The sequence below is a fragment of the Streptomyces sp. B6B3 genome (assembly GCF_039871525.1).
GTDB lineage: Bacteria > Actinomycetota > Actinomycetes > Streptomycetales > Streptomycetaceae > Streptomyces.
Genome location: NZ_JBDPLU010000015.1, coordinates 178,945 through 199,210, shown reverse-complemented (window position 1 = coordinate 199,210; position 20,266 = coordinate 178,945). Strand labels below are relative to the sequence as shown.

Annotated in this window: 21 protein-coding genes; 14 read left to right on the top strand and 7 right to left on the bottom strand. The window is 72.6% G+C overall.

The features are described from left to right. Window positions 1-215: 215 nt before the first annotated feature. Window positions 216-479 carry a WhiB family transcriptional regulator gene (locus ABGB06_RS27540; RefSeq protein ID WP_347594155.1) on the bottom strand — a complete coding sequence of 88 codons (264 nt, stop codon included), beginning with the start codon at window positions 477-479 and terminating at the stop codon, window positions 216-218. A gap of 509 nt (window positions 480-988) precedes the next feature. On the opposite strand from ABGB06_RS27540, the gene ABGB06_RS27535 reads away from it, so the two are divergent. From ABGB06_RS27535 to ABGB06_RS27520, 4 genes are all read left to right on the top strand, one after another. After that, a complete protein-coding gene (locus ABGB06_RS27535) occupies window positions 989-1,486 on the top strand; it encodes a cysteine dioxygenase family protein (protein ID WP_347594153.1) in 498 nt (165 codons plus the stop codon). Window positions 1,487-1,499: 13 nt separating this feature from the next. Beyond that, complete coding sequence (gene cofD, locus ABGB06_RS27530; protein ID WP_347594151.1) at window positions 1,500-2,465, top strand: 2-phospho-L-lactate transferase; 966 nt, start codon at window positions 1,500-1,502, stop codon at window positions 2,463-2,465. Further along, on the top strand, window positions 2,462-3,853 hold the full coding sequence (locus ABGB06_RS27525; RefSeq protein ID WP_347594149.1) for a coenzyme F420-0:L-glutamate ligase: 1,392 nt from the start codon (window positions 2,462-2,464) through the stop codon (window positions 3,851-3,853). Before cofD ends, ABGB06_RS27525 begins: the two co-directional genes overlap by 4 nt. A 228-nt stretch (window positions 3,854-4,081) precedes the next feature. Then, the gene (locus tag ABGB06_RS27520; RefSeq protein ID WP_347594147.1) at window positions 4,082-5,038 is read left to right on the top strand and encodes a cation diffusion facilitator family transporter; all 957 of its coding nucleotides are present in this window, start codon (window positions 4,082-4,084) and stop codon (window positions 5,036-5,038) included. Window positions 5,039-5,136: 98 nt separating this feature from the next. On the opposite strand, the gene ABGB06_RS27515 is transcribed toward ABGB06_RS27520, so the two are convergent. Then, a complete protein-coding gene (locus ABGB06_RS27515) occupies window positions 5,137-6,327 on the bottom strand; it encodes a cytochrome P450 (protein ID WP_347594145.1) in 1,191 nt (396 codons plus the stop codon). A gap of 86 nt (window positions 6,328-6,413) precedes the next feature. Here ABGB06_RS27515 and ABGB06_RS27510 point away from each other — a divergent pair, with 86 nt between their 5' ends. Then, a complete protein-coding gene (locus tag ABGB06_RS27510) occupies window positions 6,414-7,334 on the top strand; it encodes an SMP-30/gluconolactonase/LRE family protein (protein ID WP_347594142.1) in 921 nt (306 codons plus the stop codon). A gap of 316 nt (window positions 7,335-7,650) precedes the next feature. Here ABGB06_RS27510 and ABGB06_RS27505 read toward each other — a convergent pair whose 3' ends face one another. Next, window positions 7,651-8,937, bottom strand: a complete 1,287-nt coding sequence (locus tag ABGB06_RS27505; protein ID WP_347594140.1) for an SGNH/GDSL hydrolase family protein — start codon at window positions 8,935-8,937, stop codon at window positions 7,651-7,653. A 222-nt stretch (window positions 8,938-9,159) separates the two neighbouring features. Continuing rightward, a complete protein-coding gene (locus ABGB06_RS27500) occupies window positions 9,160-10,488 on the bottom strand; it encodes an SGNH/GDSL hydrolase family protein (RefSeq protein WP_347594138.1) in 1,329 nt (442 codons plus the stop codon). A 432-nt stretch (window positions 10,489-10,920) separates the two neighbouring features. Between ABGB06_RS27500 and ABGB06_RS27495 the strand changes: the two genes are divergently transcribed. Next, entirely contained in the window at window positions 10,921-11,865 is a 945-nt protein-coding gene (locus ABGB06_RS27495) for an alpha/beta hydrolase (protein WP_347594136.1), read from the top strand. Window positions 11,866-11,956: 91 nt separating this feature from the next. Here ABGB06_RS27495 and ABGB06_RS27490 read toward each other — a convergent pair whose 3' ends face one another. Continuing rightward, window positions 11,957-13,093 carry a helix-turn-helix domain-containing protein gene (locus ABGB06_RS27490; RefSeq protein WP_347594134.1) on the bottom strand — a complete coding sequence of 379 codons (1,137 nt, stop codon included), beginning with the start codon at window positions 13,091-13,093 and terminating at the stop codon, window positions 11,957-11,959. A gap of 26 nt (window positions 13,094-13,119) precedes the next feature. Between ABGB06_RS27490 and ABGB06_RS27485 the strand changes: the two genes are divergently transcribed. Together ABGB06_RS27485 and ABGB06_RS27480 are read left to right on the top strand one after the other, a co-directional pair. Then, a complete protein-coding gene (locus ABGB06_RS27485) occupies window positions 13,120-14,100 on the top strand; it encodes a PHB depolymerase family esterase (RefSeq protein WP_347594132.1) in 981 nt (326 codons plus the stop codon). A gap of 117 nt (window positions 14,101-14,217) precedes the next feature. Next, entirely contained in the window at window positions 14,218-14,985 is a 768-nt protein-coding gene (locus ABGB06_RS27480) for a polysaccharide deacetylase family protein (RefSeq protein ID WP_347594130.1), read from the top strand. A 105-nt stretch (window positions 14,986-15,090) separates the two neighbouring features. Here the strand turns inward: ABGB06_RS27480 and ABGB06_RS27475 are convergent, their stop codons facing one another. Then, the gene (locus tag ABGB06_RS27475; protein ID WP_347594208.1) at window positions 15,091-15,915 is read right to left on the bottom strand and encodes a SigB/SigF/SigG family RNA polymerase sigma factor; all 825 of its coding nucleotides are present in this window, start codon (window positions 15,913-15,915) and stop codon (window positions 15,091-15,093) included. A gap of 794 nt (window positions 15,916-16,709) precedes the next feature. Here ABGB06_RS27475 and ABGB06_RS27470 point away from each other — a divergent pair. The 6 genes from ABGB06_RS27470 (at window position 16,710) to ABGB06_RS27445 (ending at window position 19,974) form a co-directional block, all read left to right on the top strand. Beyond that, window positions 16,710-17,483 (top strand): polysaccharide deacetylase family protein, encoded by a 774-nt coding sequence (locus ABGB06_RS27470; protein WP_347594129.1) that lies wholly within the window; start codon window positions 16,710-16,712, stop codon window positions 17,481-17,483. A gap of 154 nt (window positions 17,484-17,637) precedes the next feature. Then, window positions 17,638-18,843: a helix-turn-helix transcriptional regulator gene (locus ABGB06_RS27465; RefSeq protein ID WP_347594127.1), complete on the top strand. Its 1,206-nt coding sequence runs from the start codon at window positions 17,638-17,640 to the stop codon at window positions 18,841-18,843. A 132-nt stretch (window positions 18,844-18,975) separates the two neighbouring features. Next, complete coding sequence (locus ABGB06_RS27460; protein ID WP_347594125.1) at window positions 18,976-19,149, top strand: hypothetical protein; 174 nt, start codon at window positions 18,976-18,978, stop codon at window positions 19,147-19,149. Continuing rightward, on the top strand, window positions 19,146-19,397 hold the full coding sequence (locus tag ABGB06_RS27455; RefSeq protein ID WP_347594121.1) for a hypothetical protein: 252 nt from the start codon (window positions 19,146-19,148) through the stop codon (window positions 19,395-19,397). The genes ABGB06_RS27460 and ABGB06_RS27455 overlap by 4 nt, the downstream gene beginning before the upstream one ends. A gap of 51 nt (window positions 19,398-19,448) precedes the next feature. Next, window positions 19,449-19,718 carry a type II toxin-antitoxin system Phd/YefM family antitoxin gene (locus ABGB06_RS27450; protein WP_347594119.1) on the top strand — a complete coding sequence of 90 codons (270 nt, stop codon included), beginning with the start codon at window positions 19,449-19,451 and terminating at the stop codon, window positions 19,716-19,718. Further along, complete coding sequence (locus ABGB06_RS27445; protein WP_347594117.1) at window positions 19,711-19,974, top strand: type II toxin-antitoxin system RelE/ParE family toxin; 264 nt, start codon at window positions 19,711-19,713, stop codon at window positions 19,972-19,974. Before ABGB06_RS27450 ends, ABGB06_RS27445 begins: the two co-directional genes overlap by 8 nt. 23 nt (window positions 19,975-19,997) lie before the next feature. Here ABGB06_RS27445 and ABGB06_RS27440 read toward each other — a convergent pair whose 3' ends face one another. Next, window positions 19,998-20,216, bottom strand: coding sequence for a cold shock domain-containing protein (locus tag ABGB06_RS27440; protein ID WP_347594114.1), 219 nt, complete (start codon window positions 20,214-20,216; stop codon window positions 19,998-20,000). Between the last annotated feature and the right edge of the window lie 50 nt (window positions 20,217-20,266).

Below are 20,266 nucleotides of genomic sequence, written 5' to 3'. Positions count from 1 at the left end.
CCTCCCAGGTCCCGTGGGCCTGGGGGAGCCGGGGGAGGCGGTGCGGGGCCTGGTCCGGCCCGGCGGTACCTCGGTCGGCGCTCGGTCAACGACGCGGCCGGCCTCGGTGCGGCGCTTCGGTCAGCGCCGGGTCAGCCTTCTCGGTCGGCGATGCGGGTCGCCGATGCCGGGCGACGATGCCGGTCGACGCCGATCGGTGACCGGTCGGCGAGAGGTCAGACAGCGGCCTTCTTCAGGCGTCGCCGTTCACGTTCGGACAAGCCGCCCCAGATGCCGAAGCGTTCGTCGTTGGCCAGGGCATACTCCAGGCATTCGGAGCGCACCTCGCAGGCCAGACATACCTTCTTGGCCTCGCGTGTGGACCCGCCCTTCTCGGGGAAGAAGGACTCCGGGTCGGTCTGGGCGCACAGTGCGCGCTCCTGCCAACCGAGTTCTTCTTCCGCCTCGGCGACCAGCAGTTGGTGGAACAGCTCGGTCATATGCGCGCCCCTCGTCTTCTTTGCTTCCCCGTGATGCTGTCGTTATCGATCCCGCTCGAACGACACGAGTGAAATTACAGGTGGGGCGATCTGCGGCAGTCAAGCCACGATCTGCCATTCACCCGATGATTCACCCTGTGGCACCACAACCGTACGGAAAGTGTTCAAATCGCCACAAAGTATGCCGTCCCTTCGGCTCCGTCCTTCCCCTTCCGACGCTTCTTGCCCTCTTGTTCAGGAGGGACGCGTCAGCCGCGGCAGACGTTCCACCCGATCCTGACAGCGACCGAGATCACAGCGGGATCACGGATGAGCAACGGCGTTCGGTGCCGACCGGATGCGGTGATGACGCGCCTGTCCCGACTCGCAAGCGGATAAACCTTTCGGCACCGGAGCTACCGGAAGTGGTGAAAGAATGCGGCTGTTGAGCGGCGCTCGGTTGACACCGGGACGGTCGTTCGGCTCCGCTGAGTTCCCCGAGACCCACGCCAAGGCAGACCTGAACGTCCATGGACAACGACAACGACATCGCCGGCAGTCCGCTGGCGATCCGGCACCTGCTGCCGCCCGCCCACGAGCACCCCAGCACCGTCGCGCAGTTCGCCGCCCTGGCGAGCGAGATCGCCGGCGACCGCGCCCGTTGGGCGCCGCTGGTCCGGTTCGACGCCGTCAGCCGCTGGTACCACCGGATGCTGACCGGCCCCGGATACGAGGTGTGGCTGCTGAGCTGGGTGCCCGGGCAGGGCAGCGGCCGGCACGACCACGGCCCGTCGCACGGCGTCTACACCGTGCTGGACGGTGCGCTCACCGAATGCGCCGAGGGTCGGGGCACCCGGGTGCTGACCCCGGGGTCGCTGCGGGTCTTCGCCCCCGGTTACGTGCACGAGGTGGTCAACGCCACCCTGGAGCCGGCGGTCAGCCTGCACGTCTACTTCCCCGGGCTCACCGAAATGCCCATGCACGGGCCACAATCCACCCCCTTGCCGCGAAGCGCCCTGGCCTGCTGAGAGACTGAGCCACATGCGACGCATCGTGGTTCTGTCCGGCGGTATCGGCGGCGCACGCTTCCTGCGCGGCCTGAAGCGGGCCGCGCCGGAGGCGGACGTCACCGTCATCGGCAACACCGGTGACGACATTCACCTGTTCGGCCTCAAGGTTTGTCCCGACCTCGACACCGTGATGTACACGCTGGGCGGCGGCATCCACGAGGAGCAGGGCTGGGGCCGGGCCGACGAGACGTTCACCGTCAAGGAGGAGCTCGCCGCCTACGGGGTCGAGCCGCAGTGGTTCGGCCTCGGGGACCGCGACTTCGCCACCCATATCGTGCGCACCCAGATGCTCGGCGCCGGGTACCCGCTCAGCGCGGTCACCGAGGCGCTGTGCCAGCGCTGGCAGCCCGGGGTGCGGCTGCTGCCGATGACCGACGACCGGGTGGAGACCCACGTCGTGATCGACGACGGCGTGGGCGGGCGCAAGGCCGTGCACTTCCAGGAGTACTGGGTGCGGCTGCGCGCCGGCGTACCGGCGCACGCGGTCGTACCCGTGGGCGCGGACCGGGCGGCTCCCGCCCCCGGCGTGCTGGAGGCGATCGGCGAGGCGGACGTCATCCTCTTCCCGCCCTCCAACCCCGTGGTGAGCGTCGGGACCATCCTCGCGGTGCCCGGCGTCCGCGAGGCCATCGCCGGCGCCGGCGTGCCGGTGGTCGGCCTGTCCCCCATCGTCGGCGACGCGCCCGTGCGCGGCATGGCCGACAAGGTGCTGGCCGCCGTCGGCGTGCCGGCCACGGCCGCGGACGTCGCCCAGCACTACGGTTCGGGGCTGCTCGACGGCTGGTTGGTGGACACCGTGGACGCCGACGCGGTGAAGGCGGTGGAGGCCGACGGGATCCGCTGCCGGGCCGTGCCGCTGCTGATGACCGACGTCGAGGCGGCCGCCGCGATGGCCACCGAGGCCCTGACGCTGGCCGACGAGGCGCGCCCCGTATGAGCGCGACCGGACCCGGCGAGCGGGCTGTCGAGGCATTTCCCAGGTCTACGGCGCCTTCCGAGCCCGCGGGAGCGCCGGCCTCGGCGCCCTCGTACCGGGTGTGGGCGCTGCCCGGAATCCCCGAGGTGCGTCCGGGTGACGACCTGGCCGCGCTGATCGCCCGGGCCGCCACCGCCGACGGCCCGGCCGGCCTGGTCGACGGCGACGTGCTCGTCGTCACCTCGAAGATCGTCAGCAAGGCCGAGGGCCGGACGCTGCGGGCCGACGACCGCGAACGCGCGATCGACGCCGAGACCGTGCGGGTGGTGGCCAGGCGCGGCCCGACCCGGATCGTCGAGTCCCGGCACGGCTTCGTGATGGCGGCCGCCGGCGTGGACGCCTCGAACACGCCGGCGGGCACGGTGCTGCTGCTGCCCGAGGACCCGGACGCCTCGGCCGCCCGGATACGGGACGGGCTGCGCCGGCTGCTCTCGGTGGAGGTGGGCGTCGTGGTCACCGACACCTTCGGCCGCCCGTGGCGCGCCGGCCAGACCGACGTGGCGATCGGCGCGGCCGGGGTGACGGTTCTGGACGACCTGCGCGGGGTCACCGACCCGCACGGCAACGCGTTGCACGTGACGATCACCGCGGTCGCCGACGAACTGGCCGCGGCCGGCGAGCTGGTGAAGGGCAAGACCGCGGGGCTGCCGGTCGCCGTGCTGCGCGGCCTGCCGTCCCTGGTGGGCGGCGCGGCCACCGCGCGGGACCTGCTGCGCGACCCCGCCCTGGACATGTTCCGGCTCGGCACCTCGGAGGCGGTCCGGGAGGCGGTGACGCTGCGCCGGACGGTCAGGGAGTTCACGGACGAACCGGTGGACCCGGTGGCGGTGCGGCGCGCCGTGGCCGCCGCGGTCACCGCGCCGGCCCCGCACCACACCACGCCGTGGCGCTTCGTGCTGCTGGAGTCGGCGGAGGCGCGGACCCGGCTGCTGGACGCGATGCGCGGGGCCTGGATCGCCGACCTCCGGCGCGACGGCAGGACCGAGGAGAGCATCGCGCGCCGGGTCGCGCGCGGCGACGTGCTGCGCCGCGCCCCGTACCTGGTGGTGCCGTGCCTGGTCGCGGACGGGGCGCACACGTACCCGGACGAGCGACGGGCGGCGGCCGAACGGGAGATGTTCGTGGTGGCCGCCGGCGCCGGCGTGCAGAACCTGCTGGTCGCGCTGGCCGGCGAGGGCCTGGGCTCGGCCTGGGTCTCCTCGACGATGTTCTGCCGCGACGTGGTCCGCGCGGAGCTGGCGCTGCCCGGCTCCTGGGACCCGATGGGCGCGGTGGCGGTGGGTCGCGCCGCGGCCCCGCCCAGCCCTCGTCCGCCGCGCGACGCCGACGCGTTCATCGAGACCCGCTAACGCTGGCGCCTTCCGGCGGGGCGAGCCGCGCACCGGCTGGGGAACCGACGCCGACCGGCCACGGCCCCGGGCGCACCCCGTCGGCGTGCCGGACCGTTCCGCTTCGGGCGGACCGCGCCGGCCGCCCACCGGCCGTGTTACCCGGGTGACCGGCGAGGCCGGTAAGGTCCCGCCGGGAAGACCCGGTCGCCGGGGCCGAGGACGCCGACGAAAGGACAGCCAGCAGCCATGAGCGCCTCAGGGGGAACCAAGGCGATCGTCGCCGCACTCGTCGCCAACCTCGCCATCGCCGTGGCGAAGTTCACGGCGGCCGTGTTCAGCGGATCCTCGTCCATGCTGGCCGAGGGCGTGCACTCGCTCGCCGACTCGGGCAACCAGGCGCTGCTGCTGCTCGGCGGCAAGCGGGCGAAGCGGGCGGCCAGCGCGGAGCACCCGTTCGGGTACGGCCGGGAGCGGTACATCTACAGCTTCCTGGTGGCGATCGTGCTGTTCAGCGTCGGCGGCCTCTTCGCCGTCTACGAGGGCGTCGAGAAGATCCGTCACCCGCACGAGATCGAGCACTGGTACTGGCCGGTGGGCGTGCTGGTCTTCGCGATCATCGCCGAGCTGTTCTCGTTCCGCACGGCGATACGGGAGTCGAACGCGGTGCGCGGCACCCAGGGCTGGGCCCGTTTCGTGCGCACCGCCAAGGCGCCCGAGCTGCCCGTGGTGCTGCTGGAGGACCTCGGCGCGCTGGTCGGCCTGGTGCTGGCGCTGGTCGGCGTGTCCCTCGCCCTGATCACCGGCGACAGCGTCTGGGACGGCGTGGGCACGCTCGCCATCGGTGTGCTGCTGGTGGTCATCGCGATCGTGCTGGCCATCGAGACGAAGTCGCTGCTGCTCGGCGAGGCGGCCAGCCCGGAGTCGGTCGTCGCGATCCGCGAGGCCATAGTGGACGGCGACACGGTCACCAGCATCATCCACATGCGGACGCTGCACCTCGGCCCCGAGGAGGTCCTGGTGGCCGCGAAGATCGCGGTCCGGCACGAGGACAGCGCGGGGCGGGTCGCCCAGGCCATCGACGCCGCCGAGACCCGGGTCAGGACGGCGGTGCCGATCGCCCGGGTGATCTACCTGGAGCCGGACATCCGCCGGGAGCAGGCGCCGGCCGAGACGGCGGAGACGTCCGAGACGTCGGCCGACTAGGTCCGGTCCGACAGCCAACGCCGGTGGTGGGCCCGCGACGTCTGATGCCGGGCGTCGCGGACCAGGCGCGACCTGACGGGTCGGGCGGGCCGACCCGTTCAGCCCGTGGTGACCCGCAGGGTGCGCAGGCCGCGGATGACGAACTCGGCGCGGCGGTCGGGCTCGTCGGCGACGAGGCGTAGCCCGGGCAGCCGGTCGACGAGGGCGGCGAGGGCGGCGGCGATCTCGACCCGGGCCAGCGGCGCGCCGACGCAGTAGTGGATGCCGGCGCCGAAGCCGAGGTGCGGGTTCGGCGCGCGGCCCACGTCCAACGTGTCGGGCTCCGCGAACACCTCCGGATCGCGGGCCGCCGCGCCGAGCAGCGCCGCGATCCGGTCGCCGGGCGCCAGCGGGTAGCCGGCGACGGAGGTCGGGGCGGTGGCGGTCCGTTCGAACAGCTGGAGCGGCGCGTCGTACCTGATCAGCTCCTCCACCGCGGTCGGCAGCAGCGCCGGCGAGGCCACCAGCCGCCGCCACTGGTCCCGGTGCAGCAGCAACGCCCGCACGCCGTTGCCCAGCACGTTCACGGTGGCCTCGTGGCCGGCCATCAGCAGCAGCACCGCCGTGCCGACGAGTTCGTCGTCGGACAGCCGGTCGGTGCCGTCGCGCACCGACACCAGATCGCTGATCAGGTCGTCCCCCGGCGCGGCGGCCCGGTCCCTGGCCAGCGCGCGCAGATAGTCGACGAACTCGGCCGCCGCCCGCTCGGCCGCCGCCGCGTCCTCCTCCGGCAGCCCGTACTCGTACATCTTGACGATGGCGTTGGACCACGGCCGAAGCCGCGGCCGGTCCGCCGCCGGGACCCCGAGCAGTTCCGCGATCACCTCCACCGGCAACGGCCCCGCCAGGTGGGCCATCAGATCGGCGGAGCCCTCGGCGTCGATGGCCGCCGCGAGCCCGGCCACCAGATCGTCGGCCACGGCGCGCACCCAGGGCTGGAGCCGCGCCGTGTGGCCGCGCCCGAACGCGGCGGAGATCAGCCGGCGCAGCCGGGTGTGCCGCGGCGGCTCGTTCTCCAGCAGGGAGTTGCGGTGCAGCAGGTTGAACGCGGGGAACGCCTCGACGGGCGTCCGGTCCTGCCAGAGGCGGCCCGTCGCGCGGTCCCTGAGCACCTCGGAGCACGCCGCGTGCGAGACCGCCACCGCGAGGCCCAGGCCCGGATGCCAGTGCACGGGCCCGCGCTCCCGCAACGCGGCGAACGCGGGATACGGATCTGCCAGGAAGCCGGGGTCGCGCGGGTCGAACAGCACGCGCCGACGCTACCCGTTCGCCGCGCACCGGGAGCGGATACGTTGAGTCCGAATGAGCGAGGAAGCGCGAGACGGTGGGAGAGGCGATGTCCGGCGACGTGGTGAACGGGGTGTACGAGGTCCTGGACGAGCGGTTCCGGACCGGGCGGTGCACCTTCGGCGACAGCGGGTTCGAGCGGCTGCACGACGGCTGCCGCTGGGCCGAGGGGCCGCTCTACCTGCCCGCCTGGCGGCAGCTCGTGTGGAGCGACATCCCCAACGACCGGATGCTGCGCTGGGACGAGGCGACCGGCGCGGTCTCGGTGTTCCGCGCGCCGGCCGGGTACAGCAACGGCAACACGGTCGACCGGCAGGGCCGGCTGATCAGCTGCGAGCAGGGCAACCGCCGGGTGACCAGGACCGAGCCCGACGGCTCCGTGACCGTCATCGCCGACCGCTACCAGGGCCGGCGGCTGAACAGCCCGAACGACGCGGTGGTCCGCGCGGACGGCTCGATCTGGTTCTCCGACCCCGACTTCGGGATCATCACCGACTACGAGGGACACCGCGCGGAGAGCGAGATCGGCGCGTGCAACGTCTACCGGGTCGACCCGGACACGGGCGAGGTGCGGCTGGCCGCCGACGGCTTCCTCGGCCCCAACGGCCTGGTGTTCTCCCCGGACGAGAAGCGACTCTTCGTCTCCGACACCCGGCACAACCAGGTGCGGGTCTTCGACGTGCGCGACGACGGCACGCTCTCCGACGGCGAGGTCTTCGCCGCGTGCCGGCCGGGGGACGGTGCGTTCGACAACATCCGCTTCGACGACGAGGGCCGGCTCTGGGTCGCCGCCATCGAGGACGGCGTCCACTGCTACGACCCGGACGGCACGCTGATCGGCCGGCTCCTGGTCCCGGAGCCGGCCGCCAACATCGCCTTCGGCGGCCCGAGGAACAACCGCATGTTCATCGCCGCCACGACCTCGCTGTACTCCCTGGTGATGTCGGTGACGGGAGCCCCGCGCCTGTGACCCGCGCGGGACCCTCACCGGCGAACTCCCGATTGCGCAAGCCGGTGACAGGAACCCCGCGCCTGGGACCCGCGCGGGACCCTCACCGACGGACTCCCCGATTGCGCAAGCCGGTGACAGGAGCCCCGCGCCTGGGACCCACGCGGGACCCTCACCGGCGAACTCCCGATTGCGCAAGCCGGTGACAGGAGCCCCGCGCCTGTGACCGGCGCGGGACCCTCACCGGCGGACTCCCGGTTGCGCAAGCCGGTGACGGGAGCCCCGCGCCTGTGACCGGCGCGGGGCTCCCGGCGGGGCTCCCGGTTGGCTCCTCGGGTCAGCTCCCGAAGAGCCGCAGCGGGACGGCGGCGGCCATCGCCTCGTTGCCCGCGTCGTTGGGGTGCAGGTGGTCGCCGCTGTCGTAGGCCGGCAGCAGCCGGTCGGGCTGCGCGGGGTCGCGGAGCGCGGCGTCGAAGTCGATCACGCCGTCGTACTCCCCGCTGGTGCGGATCCACTCGTTGACGGCCTGCCGGATGGACTGGTTCTCCGGGGTGTCGAAGCCGAGCGGGGTGTCCCGGAACGGGGCGATGGTGGCGCCGAAGATCTCCAGGCCGCGGTCGTGCGCGCGGTCGATCAGCTGGCGGTAGCCGTCGATGAGGTCCTCGGCGGTGATCCGTTCCGATTCCGGCACGAGGCCGCTGGCGGGGTGCCCGATGTCGTTGACGCCGAGCGCCACGACGACGTACTCGACGCCCGGCTGCCGCAGCACGTCGCGGTCGAAGCGCTTGAGGCCGGCCTCCCCGAACAGCGCCGCGAAGTCCTCGGCGTCGTGGCCGGCCGGCGGGTTGGGGTCGTGCAGCAGGCGGTTGCCGCTGACGCCCTGGTTGAGCACCCCGATGTCCGGTAGGGACCAGGACGACCGCAGCCGTTCGGCCAGGAAGTCCGGCCAGCGGTGGTTGGCGCTGACGCTCGACCCCACGGTGATGGAGTCGCCGAGGGTCACCACGGCCGAGGGCGGCCGGTCGCAGTCGCGGGAACGGACGCTGATGCCGCTGAGGAAGTGCCACCGGTCGCTGGTCGCGGTGGGCGTGATGGTGCTGTCGCCGGTGACGTTGCCGGCCGCCACGTAGTTCTCCTCGCTGGAGAACGCCTGGACCGTGTTGCCGCGGGTGGGCTCGGGGAGGTGGACGCTGACCACCAGGTCGGCCGCCTCGGGGAGGGACAGCCTCACCGGGTCGCTGAACACCGACTCGCCCGGCGGGATGGTCACCCCCCGCGCGCCGTCGAACCTGACCGCCCGGTCGCTGGCCGGCACGGTGCGGTGGCCGGCGCCGCCCGGCGCCTGCCGGGCGACGCGCGCCTCGCCCACGACGAGCGGCTCGGTGCCGAACGTGTTGGACAGCTGAACGCGCAGCTCGTCGCCGCCGATGCTGGTGCGCACCACCTGACGGAGCGTCTGGTCCTCGAAGGTGGTGTCGTCGGAGGCCGGGACGGTGGTCATGGTGGCCGACCAGGTGCCCGTCCACGGGGCTCGGGCGGCGTGGCCCGGGCCCGCCGCGGCGGGCCCGGCGGAGGCGGGGGACGCGACCAGGAGCAGCGACAGTGTGCCGAGCAGCAGTGCCACCGCCCTCCGGGCCGGGGCGGGGAGGAGACGGGTCGAGCGAGAACTCAGGGGTGGGGACACGGGCTGCTCCGACGGCTCAGGACGGTGCGGACGCCAGCACACTGGCACGTCCACCCGCGCACGTCATCAGACAGTCGTCGGGAACCTCCAGCACATCTGCCCGACACGGACGGCCGGTCCGGCCGCCCGTGTCGGGGTCAGCGTGTCATCCGAACGGGACGATCACCGGAAGAGGTTCAGCGGCACGGCCGCGGCCAGCAGGCCGTAGCCCTCGGGGTTCAGGTGCAGCCAGTCGCCGTCGTGCACGGACGGCAGGAGCTGGTCGGGCTGGGCGGGGTCGCGGACCGCGGCGTCGAAGTCCAGGACCGCGTCGAACCGGCCGCTGTCGCGGATCCAGTCGTTGACCGTCTGCCGGGCGCCCTCACGCAGCCCTCCCGCGTCGTCGTACCCGGTGTTGTTGCCGAACGGCAGCAGCGTCGCGCCGTACACCTCGATGCCGTGCGCGTGCGCCCGGGTGATGATCTGGTCGAAGGCGGTGATCAGGTCGGCCGCGACGGCCTCCTGGGCCGCCTCGGTGGCCGCCGCCGTGCCGATGTCGTTGACGCCCTCGAAGATGATCAGCCGGTTCACGCCACTGCGCGCGAGCACGTCGCGGTCCACCCGGGACACCACGCTGGGGCCGAGGCCCTCGTTCAGCACCCGGTTGCCGCCCGCCGCCTGGTTCAGCACCGACACGTCGTCGGTGCCGTAGCCGGCCTGGAGCCGGGAGAACAGCTGGTCGGGCCAGCGGTTGTTGCCGTTGGTGGTGGAGCCCCGGCCGTCGGTCAGCGAGTCGCCGAGGATGGCGGTCGCGGTGACGCCGGTGGACCACGCCTCGACGGCGCTCAGGAAGTACCAGTGGTCGGTGCTGGTGGCGCCCGACAGGGTCTCGTCCGCGACGTGGTTGCCGGAGACCAGGTAGGAGGTGGTGCGCGAGCCCGGATGCGAGGTGATGGACTGCGACGCCTGACCGTCGGCGAGGTAGACCGTCACCGTGAGGTTGGATCCGGCCGCCAGATCGAGGTCCAGCGGGTCCGAGACGTAGCGCGCGCCCATGGGGATGGTCACGGACGACTCGCCGCCGAAGGTGACCGGCTGGGAGCTGCCCGGCTCGATGGCGCTGACGCCGGCCCCGCCGTCCAGCGGCAGGGCGACGGAGATGGCGGTGAGGGGCAGCGGCGCGCCGCCGAACTCGTTGGAGAACTGCAGGCGGATCTGGTCGCCGCCGGTGGTCACGTGCACGGTCTGCCGGAGGGTGGCGTCGTCGAGGACGCCCTGGTCGGTGGTGAAAGGCGGCGGCGGCATGTTGGACGGCTCGGTGAGCTGCGGCATGGCGGTCCACGTGTCGACCCACGCGGGGTCCGCCTTCGGCCGGTGCGCGGCGGCTTCGGCCGACGACGCGGCGGCGCTGGTCGGCGCCACCGCCGACCCGACCGCGGACGACGTCGCGAAGAGCGCCACGGGGAGGGTCGCGGCCGCGATGAGGCGCGCGATCGAGGGGGTTCTTCTCACGGTGTGCGGCTCCTTCGCGAGCTTCACGGAAGGACGTCGGGGGGACGTCGAGGGGGCGGCGGGGCCGGGCGGCCGGGCGCCGGGGTACGGGGTTCCGGGGCGAGGTGCCCGCGGGGCGGTGACCCTATGAACGGCGACGTGCCGCGTCAAGGTGGCGTCGGCGCCCGGAGTCGGCGGTCGGCCGCGCCGGGAGGGTCCGCCGGCGGGCCCGGCGGAGGGCCGGGGTCGGGTGGCCGCCGACCGGACAAGGCCGGTTGCGGCGGAGCGGTGCCGGGCGGCGGCTCCGGCGCGGAGTCCTCGGGTTTCGCCGGGTGTCGGGCCCGGCCCCACGTTTCCCCGACGCTCGTCTGCTGACCGTCGCGCCCGCGCCGTGGGACCGTACTCGGCGACGGCACCGCGCCGCGCGCCCCACGGAGTGCGAACGGAGAAGTCATGGGTTACCCCCTCGACCCGGAACTGGCCGCCGCCGTGGCCATGATGGCCGAGGTGGACATCTCCGACCTGGCCGCCGCCCGGGCGGCCTGGGCCGCCGAGTTGGAGGTGGCCCTCGCGGAGGCCGACGAGCGGGGCGTGGAGATCCGCGAGGCGCGCGCACCGGGACCCGACGGCGCCGGCGAGGTACCGCTGCGCGTCTACCGGCCGCTCGACGCGGAGGGCCCGTTTCCGGCCGTCTACAGCATCCACGGCGGTGGTTTCGTGGCCGGCTCGCCGGACGTCGACCACGACACCAACCTGCGGTTCTGTCGGGAACTGCCCGCCGTGGTGGTCTCCGTGGACTACCGACTCGCCCCCGAGCACCCCTTCCCCGCCGCGCTCGACGACTGCTACGCCGGGCTGTGCTGGCTGGTCGAGCACGCCGCGGAGCTGTCCGTCGACCCCGACCGGATCGGGCTGTGGGGCGACAGCGCGGGGGCCGGCCTGGCCGCCGGCATCGCCATGGTCGCCCGCGACCTCGGCGGCCCGCCGATCCGCTACCAGCACCTGCACAGCCCGGCCCTGGACGACCGGCTGGCCACGGAGAGCGCGCTGCGCTACACCGACACGCCGGTGTGGAACCGGCGCAACGCCCAGCTGAGCTGGGAGGCGTACCTGGGTCCCGACGGTCCTGGCTGCCCCGACGTCTCCCCGTACGCCGCCCCGGCCCGCGCCACGAACCTGGCCGGGTTGCCCCCGGCCTTCGTGGCGGTCATGGAGTTCGACCCGCTGCGCGACGAGGGCGTGGCGTACGCCGAGGCACTCCAGGCGGCGGGGGTTCCCGCCGAACTGCGGTGCTATCCCGGCACCTTCCACGGCAGCGCGGCCGTAACCCACGCCGGCATCGCCCGCCGGGTGACGGCGGAAGCGATGGCGGCGCTGCGGAAGGGGACCGCCCGGTGAGCCCCCCACCGGGCGGTCCCCGAGACCCGGCCGTCAACCGCCAGGCACCCAACCCCGACCAGCCCGGCGACCAGCCGCACAGCAGGGCCCCTCACTCCCCCGTCGACAGCCTCCAGGCGTACAGCGCCAGCTGGGCGCGCAGCCGATCGTTCGGGTCGCGCAGCCGCCAGCCGAGCGCCGTCTCCACGCCCGACAGCCGGGCCGCGACCGAACTGTGGTGCAGATGCAGCGCCGCGGCGGCCTGGCGCAACGACCCGGTCCGACAGAACGCGGCCAGCGCGGCCAGGCTCAGCGCGCCGCCGTCCTGTCCGGACAACTCGGCCAGGGCGCGTACCCCAGGCTCGGACCGCAGCCGCGCCGCGGGCACCTCCGCGAGCAGCGCCAGCGGGCCGAGCGCGTCATGGTCAGCCACCTCCTCCTCGGGCACGCCGGTGACCGCGAAGCGCAGCGCGATCCTGGCCTGCGCCCAGGAGGCACCCGCCTGGGCCGGCGCGACGCTGCCGCCGACCCCCAATCTCAGGCCCCGGGAGCGTTCGCCGCCGGGCAGTCGCTCGTGCCTCCGTTCGGTCATCGCCTCCCGGAGAGGGCCGGCCGGGGAGTCCGTGCCGTCGTGGGGCTGGACGAGCCCCGCGGCCAGCGAGCCCACGGTGGCCACCCGCACCGCCGCGGGCAGTTCGCAGCGGGCCAGCAGCATCACGGCCTCCATGCCCGGGTCGGCGCCCGCGTCGCCGGACACGGCCACCACCCGCAGCGGCAGCCCCGGGTGCAGACCCAGCAGCCGCAACGCCCTGGTGCGGTCCGCGATCGCCTCGCGCTCGGAGAGCACCAGCTCCACCAGCGCGGGATCGGCCGCCTGGGGCGACGGGACGCTCCGGCCCCGCCCGCCCACCATTGCCGCGATCGCCATCCACTCCAGCAGCAACGCGTCGAACGGGCCTTCCGCACCGTCCCGCTCCAGCCAGACCCGACCGGCGGGGCGCAGGTCCACGCTGCCGGAGACGTGACCGGGCACCCCGGGGAGTGCCACTCCGTCGGAGGCGAACCGCACCCGGCGCCCGTCGGCCAGCTCCAGGCCGGCCGGGCACTGCGCGAGACCCGCGGTCGACCGCACCAGCACCACGGGATCGACCGCACCGTCGCTCAACAGCGCCTGGAAGTGGGCGATCACCCGCATGGCCGCGGCGGCGTCCGCGTCGAGCGACGACAACCGCAGGAGCAGACCCTTCACGACCGCAGTCTAGAAAGGGCACCACGATGTCCACCAGAGCCGCTTCACCCCCACGTTCCCCCGTACGCCGGCTCCGCGCGCTGGGCGCGACGCTGTTCGGCGGGGTGCTTCCCCTGCTGGCCGCGCTGTTCCTCGGCGCGCCCACCGCGTCCACCGCACAGGCCGCCACCCTGACCGAGGTGACCAACTTCGGCTCGAATCCGAGCGGTCTCCGCATGCACCTGTACGTTCCGGACAACGTCCGGCCGCAGCCGGCCGTGCTGGTCGCCGTGCACTACTGCACCGGCTCGGGTCCCGCGTTCTACTCGGGCACCGAGTTCGCCCGGCTGGCCGACCAGTACGGCTTCATCGTCATCTACCCGTCGGCCACCCGCGGCGGACAGTGCTTCGACGTCTCCACGTCGGCGGCGCTGCGCCGTGACGGCGGCAGCGACCCCGTCGGGATCCGGTCGATGGTCAGCTACGTCCAGAACCGGTACCAGTCCGACCCCGGCCGGGTCTTCGTCACCGGCGCCTCCTCCGGCGCGATGATGACCAACGTCCTGCTGGGCAACTACCCCGACGTGTTCGCGGCCGGGGCGGCGTTCGCGGGCGTGCCGCACAGCTGTTTCGCGAACAACGACGGTTCCGGCTGGAACAGCCAGTGCGCGAACGGCCAGACCAACCGCACCCCGCAGCAGTGGGGCGACGCCGTGCGCAACGCCTACCCCGGCTACAACGGCCCGCGCCCGCGGATGCAGATCTGGCACGGCACGGCCGACACCACGCTGAGGTACCCGAACTTCCAGGAGCAGATCGACCAGTGGACCAACGTCCACGGCCTCAGCCAGACCCCGTCCTACCAGGACAACCCGCAGCCGTCCTGGACCCGTACCCGCTACGGCGGCACGGGTGACCAGGCTCCCGTGGAGGCGATCAGCCTCAACGGCGTCGGACACAACCTGCCGACGAGCGGCATGGCGGCCCAGGCGATCCACTTCTTCGGGCTCGACGCGCCGGCGGCCTAGGCCGCTGGTTCCCGCGTTGAGGGACGCGGGCACCACCAGGCACCACACGGCACCACCAGGCACCACCCACCCACCACCATCACGAACGAGGGGCCGGAAGGGAATGAGTGAGCTCAGATGCGAGCAATGGACGATCCCCGCGAGGTGCGGCCGCGCCGGCCGAGAAGGCGCCTGCTGGCGCTGCTGGCGGCCCTCGGACTCTGCGTGGTCGCCGCGTTGACCGCGGCCGGACCGGCGCAGGCCACGCGTGACGGCGTCGCCGCCATGGCCGACTCGACCATGGCGGACGCCACGATCATCACCGACACCGGCGTCGGGGGACAGACCGTCGCCTTCACCTTCGACGACGGCCCCGACCCGTCCAACACCCCGCGCCTGCTGCAGGTGCTGGCGCAGAACAACGTCAAGGCCGTGTTCTGCCTGTGGGGCGACCACGTCCGGCAGTACCCCGACCTGGTGCGGCAGATCGCCGCGGCCGGCCACACGCTGTGCAACCACTCCATGTACCACAGCGACATGGGCTCCTGGTCCGCCAGCCAGATCCGCGCGGACCTGGAGCAGACCAGCGCCATCATCCGGCAGGCCGTGCCGGGCGCCCAGATCCCGTACTTCCGCGCGCCGAACGGCAGCTGGGGCCAGACCCCGGGTGTCGCGGCGAGCCTGGGCATGCAGCCGCTGGGCTGGCGGCTGGCCATCAACGACTGGGAGCCGTCCAGCGCGGACGTGTTGGCCCAGCGCCTCAGGTCCGGCATCAGCCCGGGCGCCGTGGTGCTGATGCACGACGGCGGCGGCAACCGCCAGCCCACCGTGGACGCCGTCGCCCGCGTCATCCCCGAGTTCAAGTCCCAGGGCTGGACGTTCACGCTGCCGGCGCCACCGAGGTGACGCCGTTCGGCTGAGGAACAGCACCCGCGCCGGGGCCGCCGTTCGCGGCGGCCCCGGCCCGTTGCCTGCTTCTCGTGCTGTGGGGTGGTGTGGTTGTGGTGGGGGTCAGGCGGTGCGGGAGCCGCGGGTCTGACCGGCCTCGACCTGTTCCCGCAACTGCGCGCAGGTCCGCGACAACAGCCGGGACACATGCATCTGGGAGATCCCCAACTCCTCGGCGATCTTCCGCTGCGTCATCCCCTTGAAGAACCGCAGATACAGAATCCGCCGCTCCCGCTCCGGCAACCGCCGCACACACGGCGCGACCGCCTCCCGCGCCACCACCCGCTCATACGCCCCCTCCGACTTCCCCAACACATCCAGCAGCGAGTACCCCTCCCCCTGCGAGGCCAGCTCCGCGTCCAACGACAACACCGCGTAACTGTCCATCGCGTCCAACCCCGTACGCACCTCGTCCTCCGACAACCGCGTACGCTCCGCCAACGCCCTCACATCCACCCGCCGGTCGTCCACCGAACGACACAACTCGTTGTGCGCCACCCGCACCCGATTCCGCAACTCCTGCACCCGCCGCGGCACATGCAACCCCCACAGATGATCACGGAAATGCCGCTTGATCTCCCCCTGAATCGTCGGCACCGCATAACTCTCGAACGCCGACCCCAACGACGGGTCATACCGCCCGACCGCCTTGACCAGACCCAGATGCGCCACCTGCGTCAGATCCTCAAGACTCTCCCCACGATTCCGGTACTGCCGCGCCAACCGCCCCGCCATCGGCATCCACGCCCGAACGATCTCCTCCACCAACGCATCCCGCGCCGCCCCCGGCTCCATCCCCGCCAACCGCACAAACGCCTCAGCGGTATCCGGAGTGTCGTGATGCGGGTGCCGACGACGCGACCTCCGCGAAACCTGTGTACCAGCCATCACACTCACGCTCCCTCCTCGGCGGACCAAACCCAACACCGCGGGAGCGCCCGGACCAGAGCACACACAGGAGGCCAAACCACTCCCGCGAGATGTGCCTCCAGTCCGAAGCACGACTAATCCCTCACCTGCCCGAACACCCAGACCGTAAACACACGGTGCCGCGTCGGCGGGCCGACAGCGTGGGCTGTGCCGTCGGGCAGCGCGTCATCTTCCGGCGCCTCTTCCGGTGGTTCGGCGCGGCCCCGACGGCTCTGGGTATCCCGCCCCGCCGGTCGCATAACCCGGCCCCGGCGATCGCCCCACACGCGGCCTCCGCCATGGCGTCGGGAAGCGTGGAGAGCCCGTCGGCATGCGTCACGAGGAGTAGCCGAGTTCGCCCGCCGCCCTCCATGATTCGCACAAAAAATTCCGGAACCCTTCCGATAATTATCGGTCCAAAGTCGAGCGATCCGAGCCTCGGCAACGGATACTGCCCCCTCAGCGCCCCATCCCCGAACGGAGACCACTCACTGACCTGGGACGTACGCGCTGCAGGCGCTTCGCCTCCGAGCCGCAGCTACCGGAACTTTTGCGGAAACTGTTGACAGCCCCACCGGCCAGTCCAACACTGTTCCGCATCGACGAACCTGACCCTCCGTCGATCCGAGTCACCAGCCGGGACCCGGCTCCTGGGTCATCAGCAAGCAGATTGTCATGATCGCGACATTCGGGTGACCGCCGCCCTGGATGTCGCAGCCGTGACGCCACCGCACACCACGAATCCAGGGGCCGGAAGGGAACAAGTGACACGCATGCACTTCATCGACGACCTTCGCGGGACGGGGGCACGACGCCTCTCCCGTGCCCGGTTCCGCCTGTTGTCGCTGCTGGCCTGCCTCGGCCTGTGCCTGGCCGCCGCGTTGACCGCCACCGGAGGCACCGCCCAGGCGAGCCGCGACGGCGGCCCGGGCACCGGCACCCTGGCCGACTCCACCATCATCGACTCGACCGGCGTCAGCGGTCAGACCGTCGCCTTCACCTTCGACGACGGTCCCGACCCGTCCAACACGCCGGCCCTGCTGGAGGTGCTGCGCCAGCAGAACGTCAAGGCGGTGTTCTGCCTGTGGGGCGAGCACGTGCAGCAGAACCCCGACCTGGTGCGGCAGATCGTGGCGGACGGCCACACCCTGTGCAACCACTCCTGGAACCACAGCGACATGGGCTCCTGGTCGCCCGACCAGATCCGCGCCGACCTGGAACAGACCACCGCCGCGATCCAGGCCGCCGCCCCGGGTGCGCCGATCCCGTACTTCCGCGCCCCCAACGGCAGCTGGGGCCAGACCCCGGGCGTCGCCGCGAGCCTCGGCATGCAGCCGCTGGGCTGGCGCCTGGCCATCAACGACTGGGAGCCGTCCAGCGCCGACCAGTTGGCCCAACGCCTGAGGTCCGGCATCACCGCCGGCGCGGTCGTCCTGATGCACGACGGCGGCGGCGACCGCAGCGCCACCGTCTCCGCCGTGAGCACGGTCATCCCCGAGTTCAAGGCCCAGGGCTGGACCTTCACCCTCCCCGCCCCACCCCGCTGACCCAGCCACACCCCAGCCGGGGCCGCCCCAACCAGGGGCCGCCCCGGCCGCGTGTTCTCCGAAGACCTCGTGAACCGGGGCCGGTTGTTCGATGTCGCTCCGGGTCCGGCGGGAGTAGCGTGCGTGGTGTCACGACAAAACACCGGGAGTCGGGATGACTGACGACACCGACGTTTCCGCGAGGACCATCGGCACCAGGATCCAGGAGCTGCGGACCATCCGCGGCTTCTCCCTCTCCGAGCTCGGCCGCCGGGCCCATGTCTCGGCGCCGCAGCTCTCCCGGATAGAACGCGGCCAGCGCTACGCCACCCCCGGCGTCGTCGCCTCCGTCGCCCGGGCGCTGGGAGTCGGGGAGGCGGTGCTGCGGGGTCAGCCCTACATCACGATGCTGCAGAAGGACCGGCTGGACGCGATGCTGGCGCCGATCAGCAGCGCGTTGGACAGTTGGGACCTGCCGCCGGACGGCGAGCCGCCGCCCCGTCCGTTGGAGGTGCTGGAGGCGGAGACGGCGCGCATAGTGAGGCTACGGGTCAGGACGGAGTTCGCGGCGATCGCCGAGGAACTCCCGGGTCTCATCGTCGAGTCGGCGCTGCTCACGCAGCTGCACGGCCGGTCGGGCCGGAACCAGGAGCGCGCCTACTCCGTGCAGGCCGAGGTTGCCCGCACGGCGGCGATCGTGGCCTACCGCATGGGGTACATGGACCTGTCCCGGCTCGCGCTGTCCCGGATGGCGGTGGCGGCGCCGCAGTCCGGCGACAAGCGGCACGTGGCCGTGGAGCGGTACGAGCGGGCGCAGATCACGCACGCGGAGGGCTCGCGCCCCGATCGCGCTGTGGCGCTGATGCGCCTCGCGCTGCGGGACCTGGACGACGACGGGGAACGAGCCACCAGGGCCGTGCGCGGAACGCTGCAGCTCCGCGCCGCGATGATGGCCGCCAAGCAGTGCGACGCGAGCGGCCTGGCGGACTGGTTGGGCCAGGCCGGCGAGCTCGCGGCGGTCACCGGGGAGACGAACGACTACGCGATGGCCTTCGGCCCGTTGAACGTGGCACTCAACGAGATGGCCGCCGCGTCCAGTCAGGACGACCACGTGCGGGCGTTGGAGCACGCGGCCCGGGTGCGGCTTCCGCAGGGCTATCCGCCGACCCGCGCGGCGGGCTTCTGGATCGGGAAGGCGAAGTCCGAGGTGTGGACGGCCCGACTCGACGACGCGCTGGTGTCGTTGCGGAAGGCGAAGCAGGAGGCACCGCAGCTGACGCGCTACCACCCCGAGGTCCACGAAACGGTCGGCACGCTGCTCCGCGCCCGGGGCAAGGCGCCCGATCCGCTGCGGGAGTTCGCCCGGTGGAGCGGCGTGTAACAGCTCCGTCGCTGAGCGTCAAGAAGCTCCACGGCCCTGGCAATGCCTGGTAGGCAACGCCGGGGCCGTTGTGCGCGGACAGGCTGAGGTCAGCAAGGTCCCACGTGGCGGAACCCGTGAAGGCAGGCTGACATGGTGCACGCGTCCGCGCCCGCGTCTAACGAGCAACCACCTCCGACGACCGCACAGCAACAGGCGACCGACGAGGCCCTCTCCGACCGGCTGCGCGAGCGGATACGGGAGGCCAACGCGCAGAGCGAGGCGAACCGCCTGAGCAAGGGCGGCCGGACCGCCGGCGGACGGTGACCGACGAGGCGCTGCCGGACCTGGAGCGGTTCTCGGACGAGCAGCAGCGTGGCCTGGCCTGCGTGCGGTGCCGCCGGCGGCTGCCGCCGTCCTGGCGGGCGGCCCGCCGGCTCGGCGTCGTCGCCGACCAGGCCGGACGGGCGTACAGCCTCTACGTCTGCGCGCCGGCCTGCCCGCCCCTCCCGCGCCGCGTCCCGCACGTGGCCTGGCCACCCGGCGGCAGGCCGAACGGCGCGGACTCGAGGTGATGCAACCAGGCAATTGTGTGTACACATGGTACTTCCGGTACACTGGGACGCATGACACAACCTGTGCCCATAGAGTCCATCCGCGAGATCCGCGCGCACCTCGCCGAGGTCGTGGACCGAGCCGACCGCGACGACGTGCCGACAGTGATCACCCGTCGTGGCCAGGAGGTGGCCGCCGTGGTGTCCATCGAGGTGTTGCGGAAGTACCAGGAATGGGAAGAACGCGAGATCAACCGGATCATCGACGAGCGCATGGCCAACCCTGCGGCCGGCATCCCGATCGAAGAGGTCATGAGGGAGACGCTGGCACGCAGTGAGTAAGTACCGCACCATCTTCCGCCCGGAGGCACAGGCACAGCTACGCAAGGTTCCGCGTGACATAGCACTCCGCGTCCTGGCCAAGCTGACCGAACTAGAGAGCGACCCGCTCGGCTTCAACACCACCGCACTCGTGTCGCAGCCTGACCGCCGCCGCCTGCGCGTGGGAGACTACCGCGTCCTCTACACGATCGACGACGGAGAGCTGATCGTGTGGGTCGTCCACCTCGGGCATCGTTCCACGGTCTACGACACCTGAGCCTCGCCTTCAGAGCCGAGGCCTCAGGGGACGACCCGCACCGCCCGGTAGTCGAAGCCGTCCTGGCCTGGCGCCTCCCATTCGAGGCGGACGCGCTGACCAGGTTCGAGCGAGCGGAACCCGTCGGCCTCCACGTGCGAGAAGTGCGTCCAGCAGCCGCCCGGGGTCTGTGGGCTGTCCAGCACACCCCAGCCCTCCTCGTCGCGCCACTCCCGGACCGTCGCCTCCACCTCGTGCGTCATCCCGCGACCCTAACCCGCCCCGGCCCAGCGGCGCCGATGCGCAGTGAGAC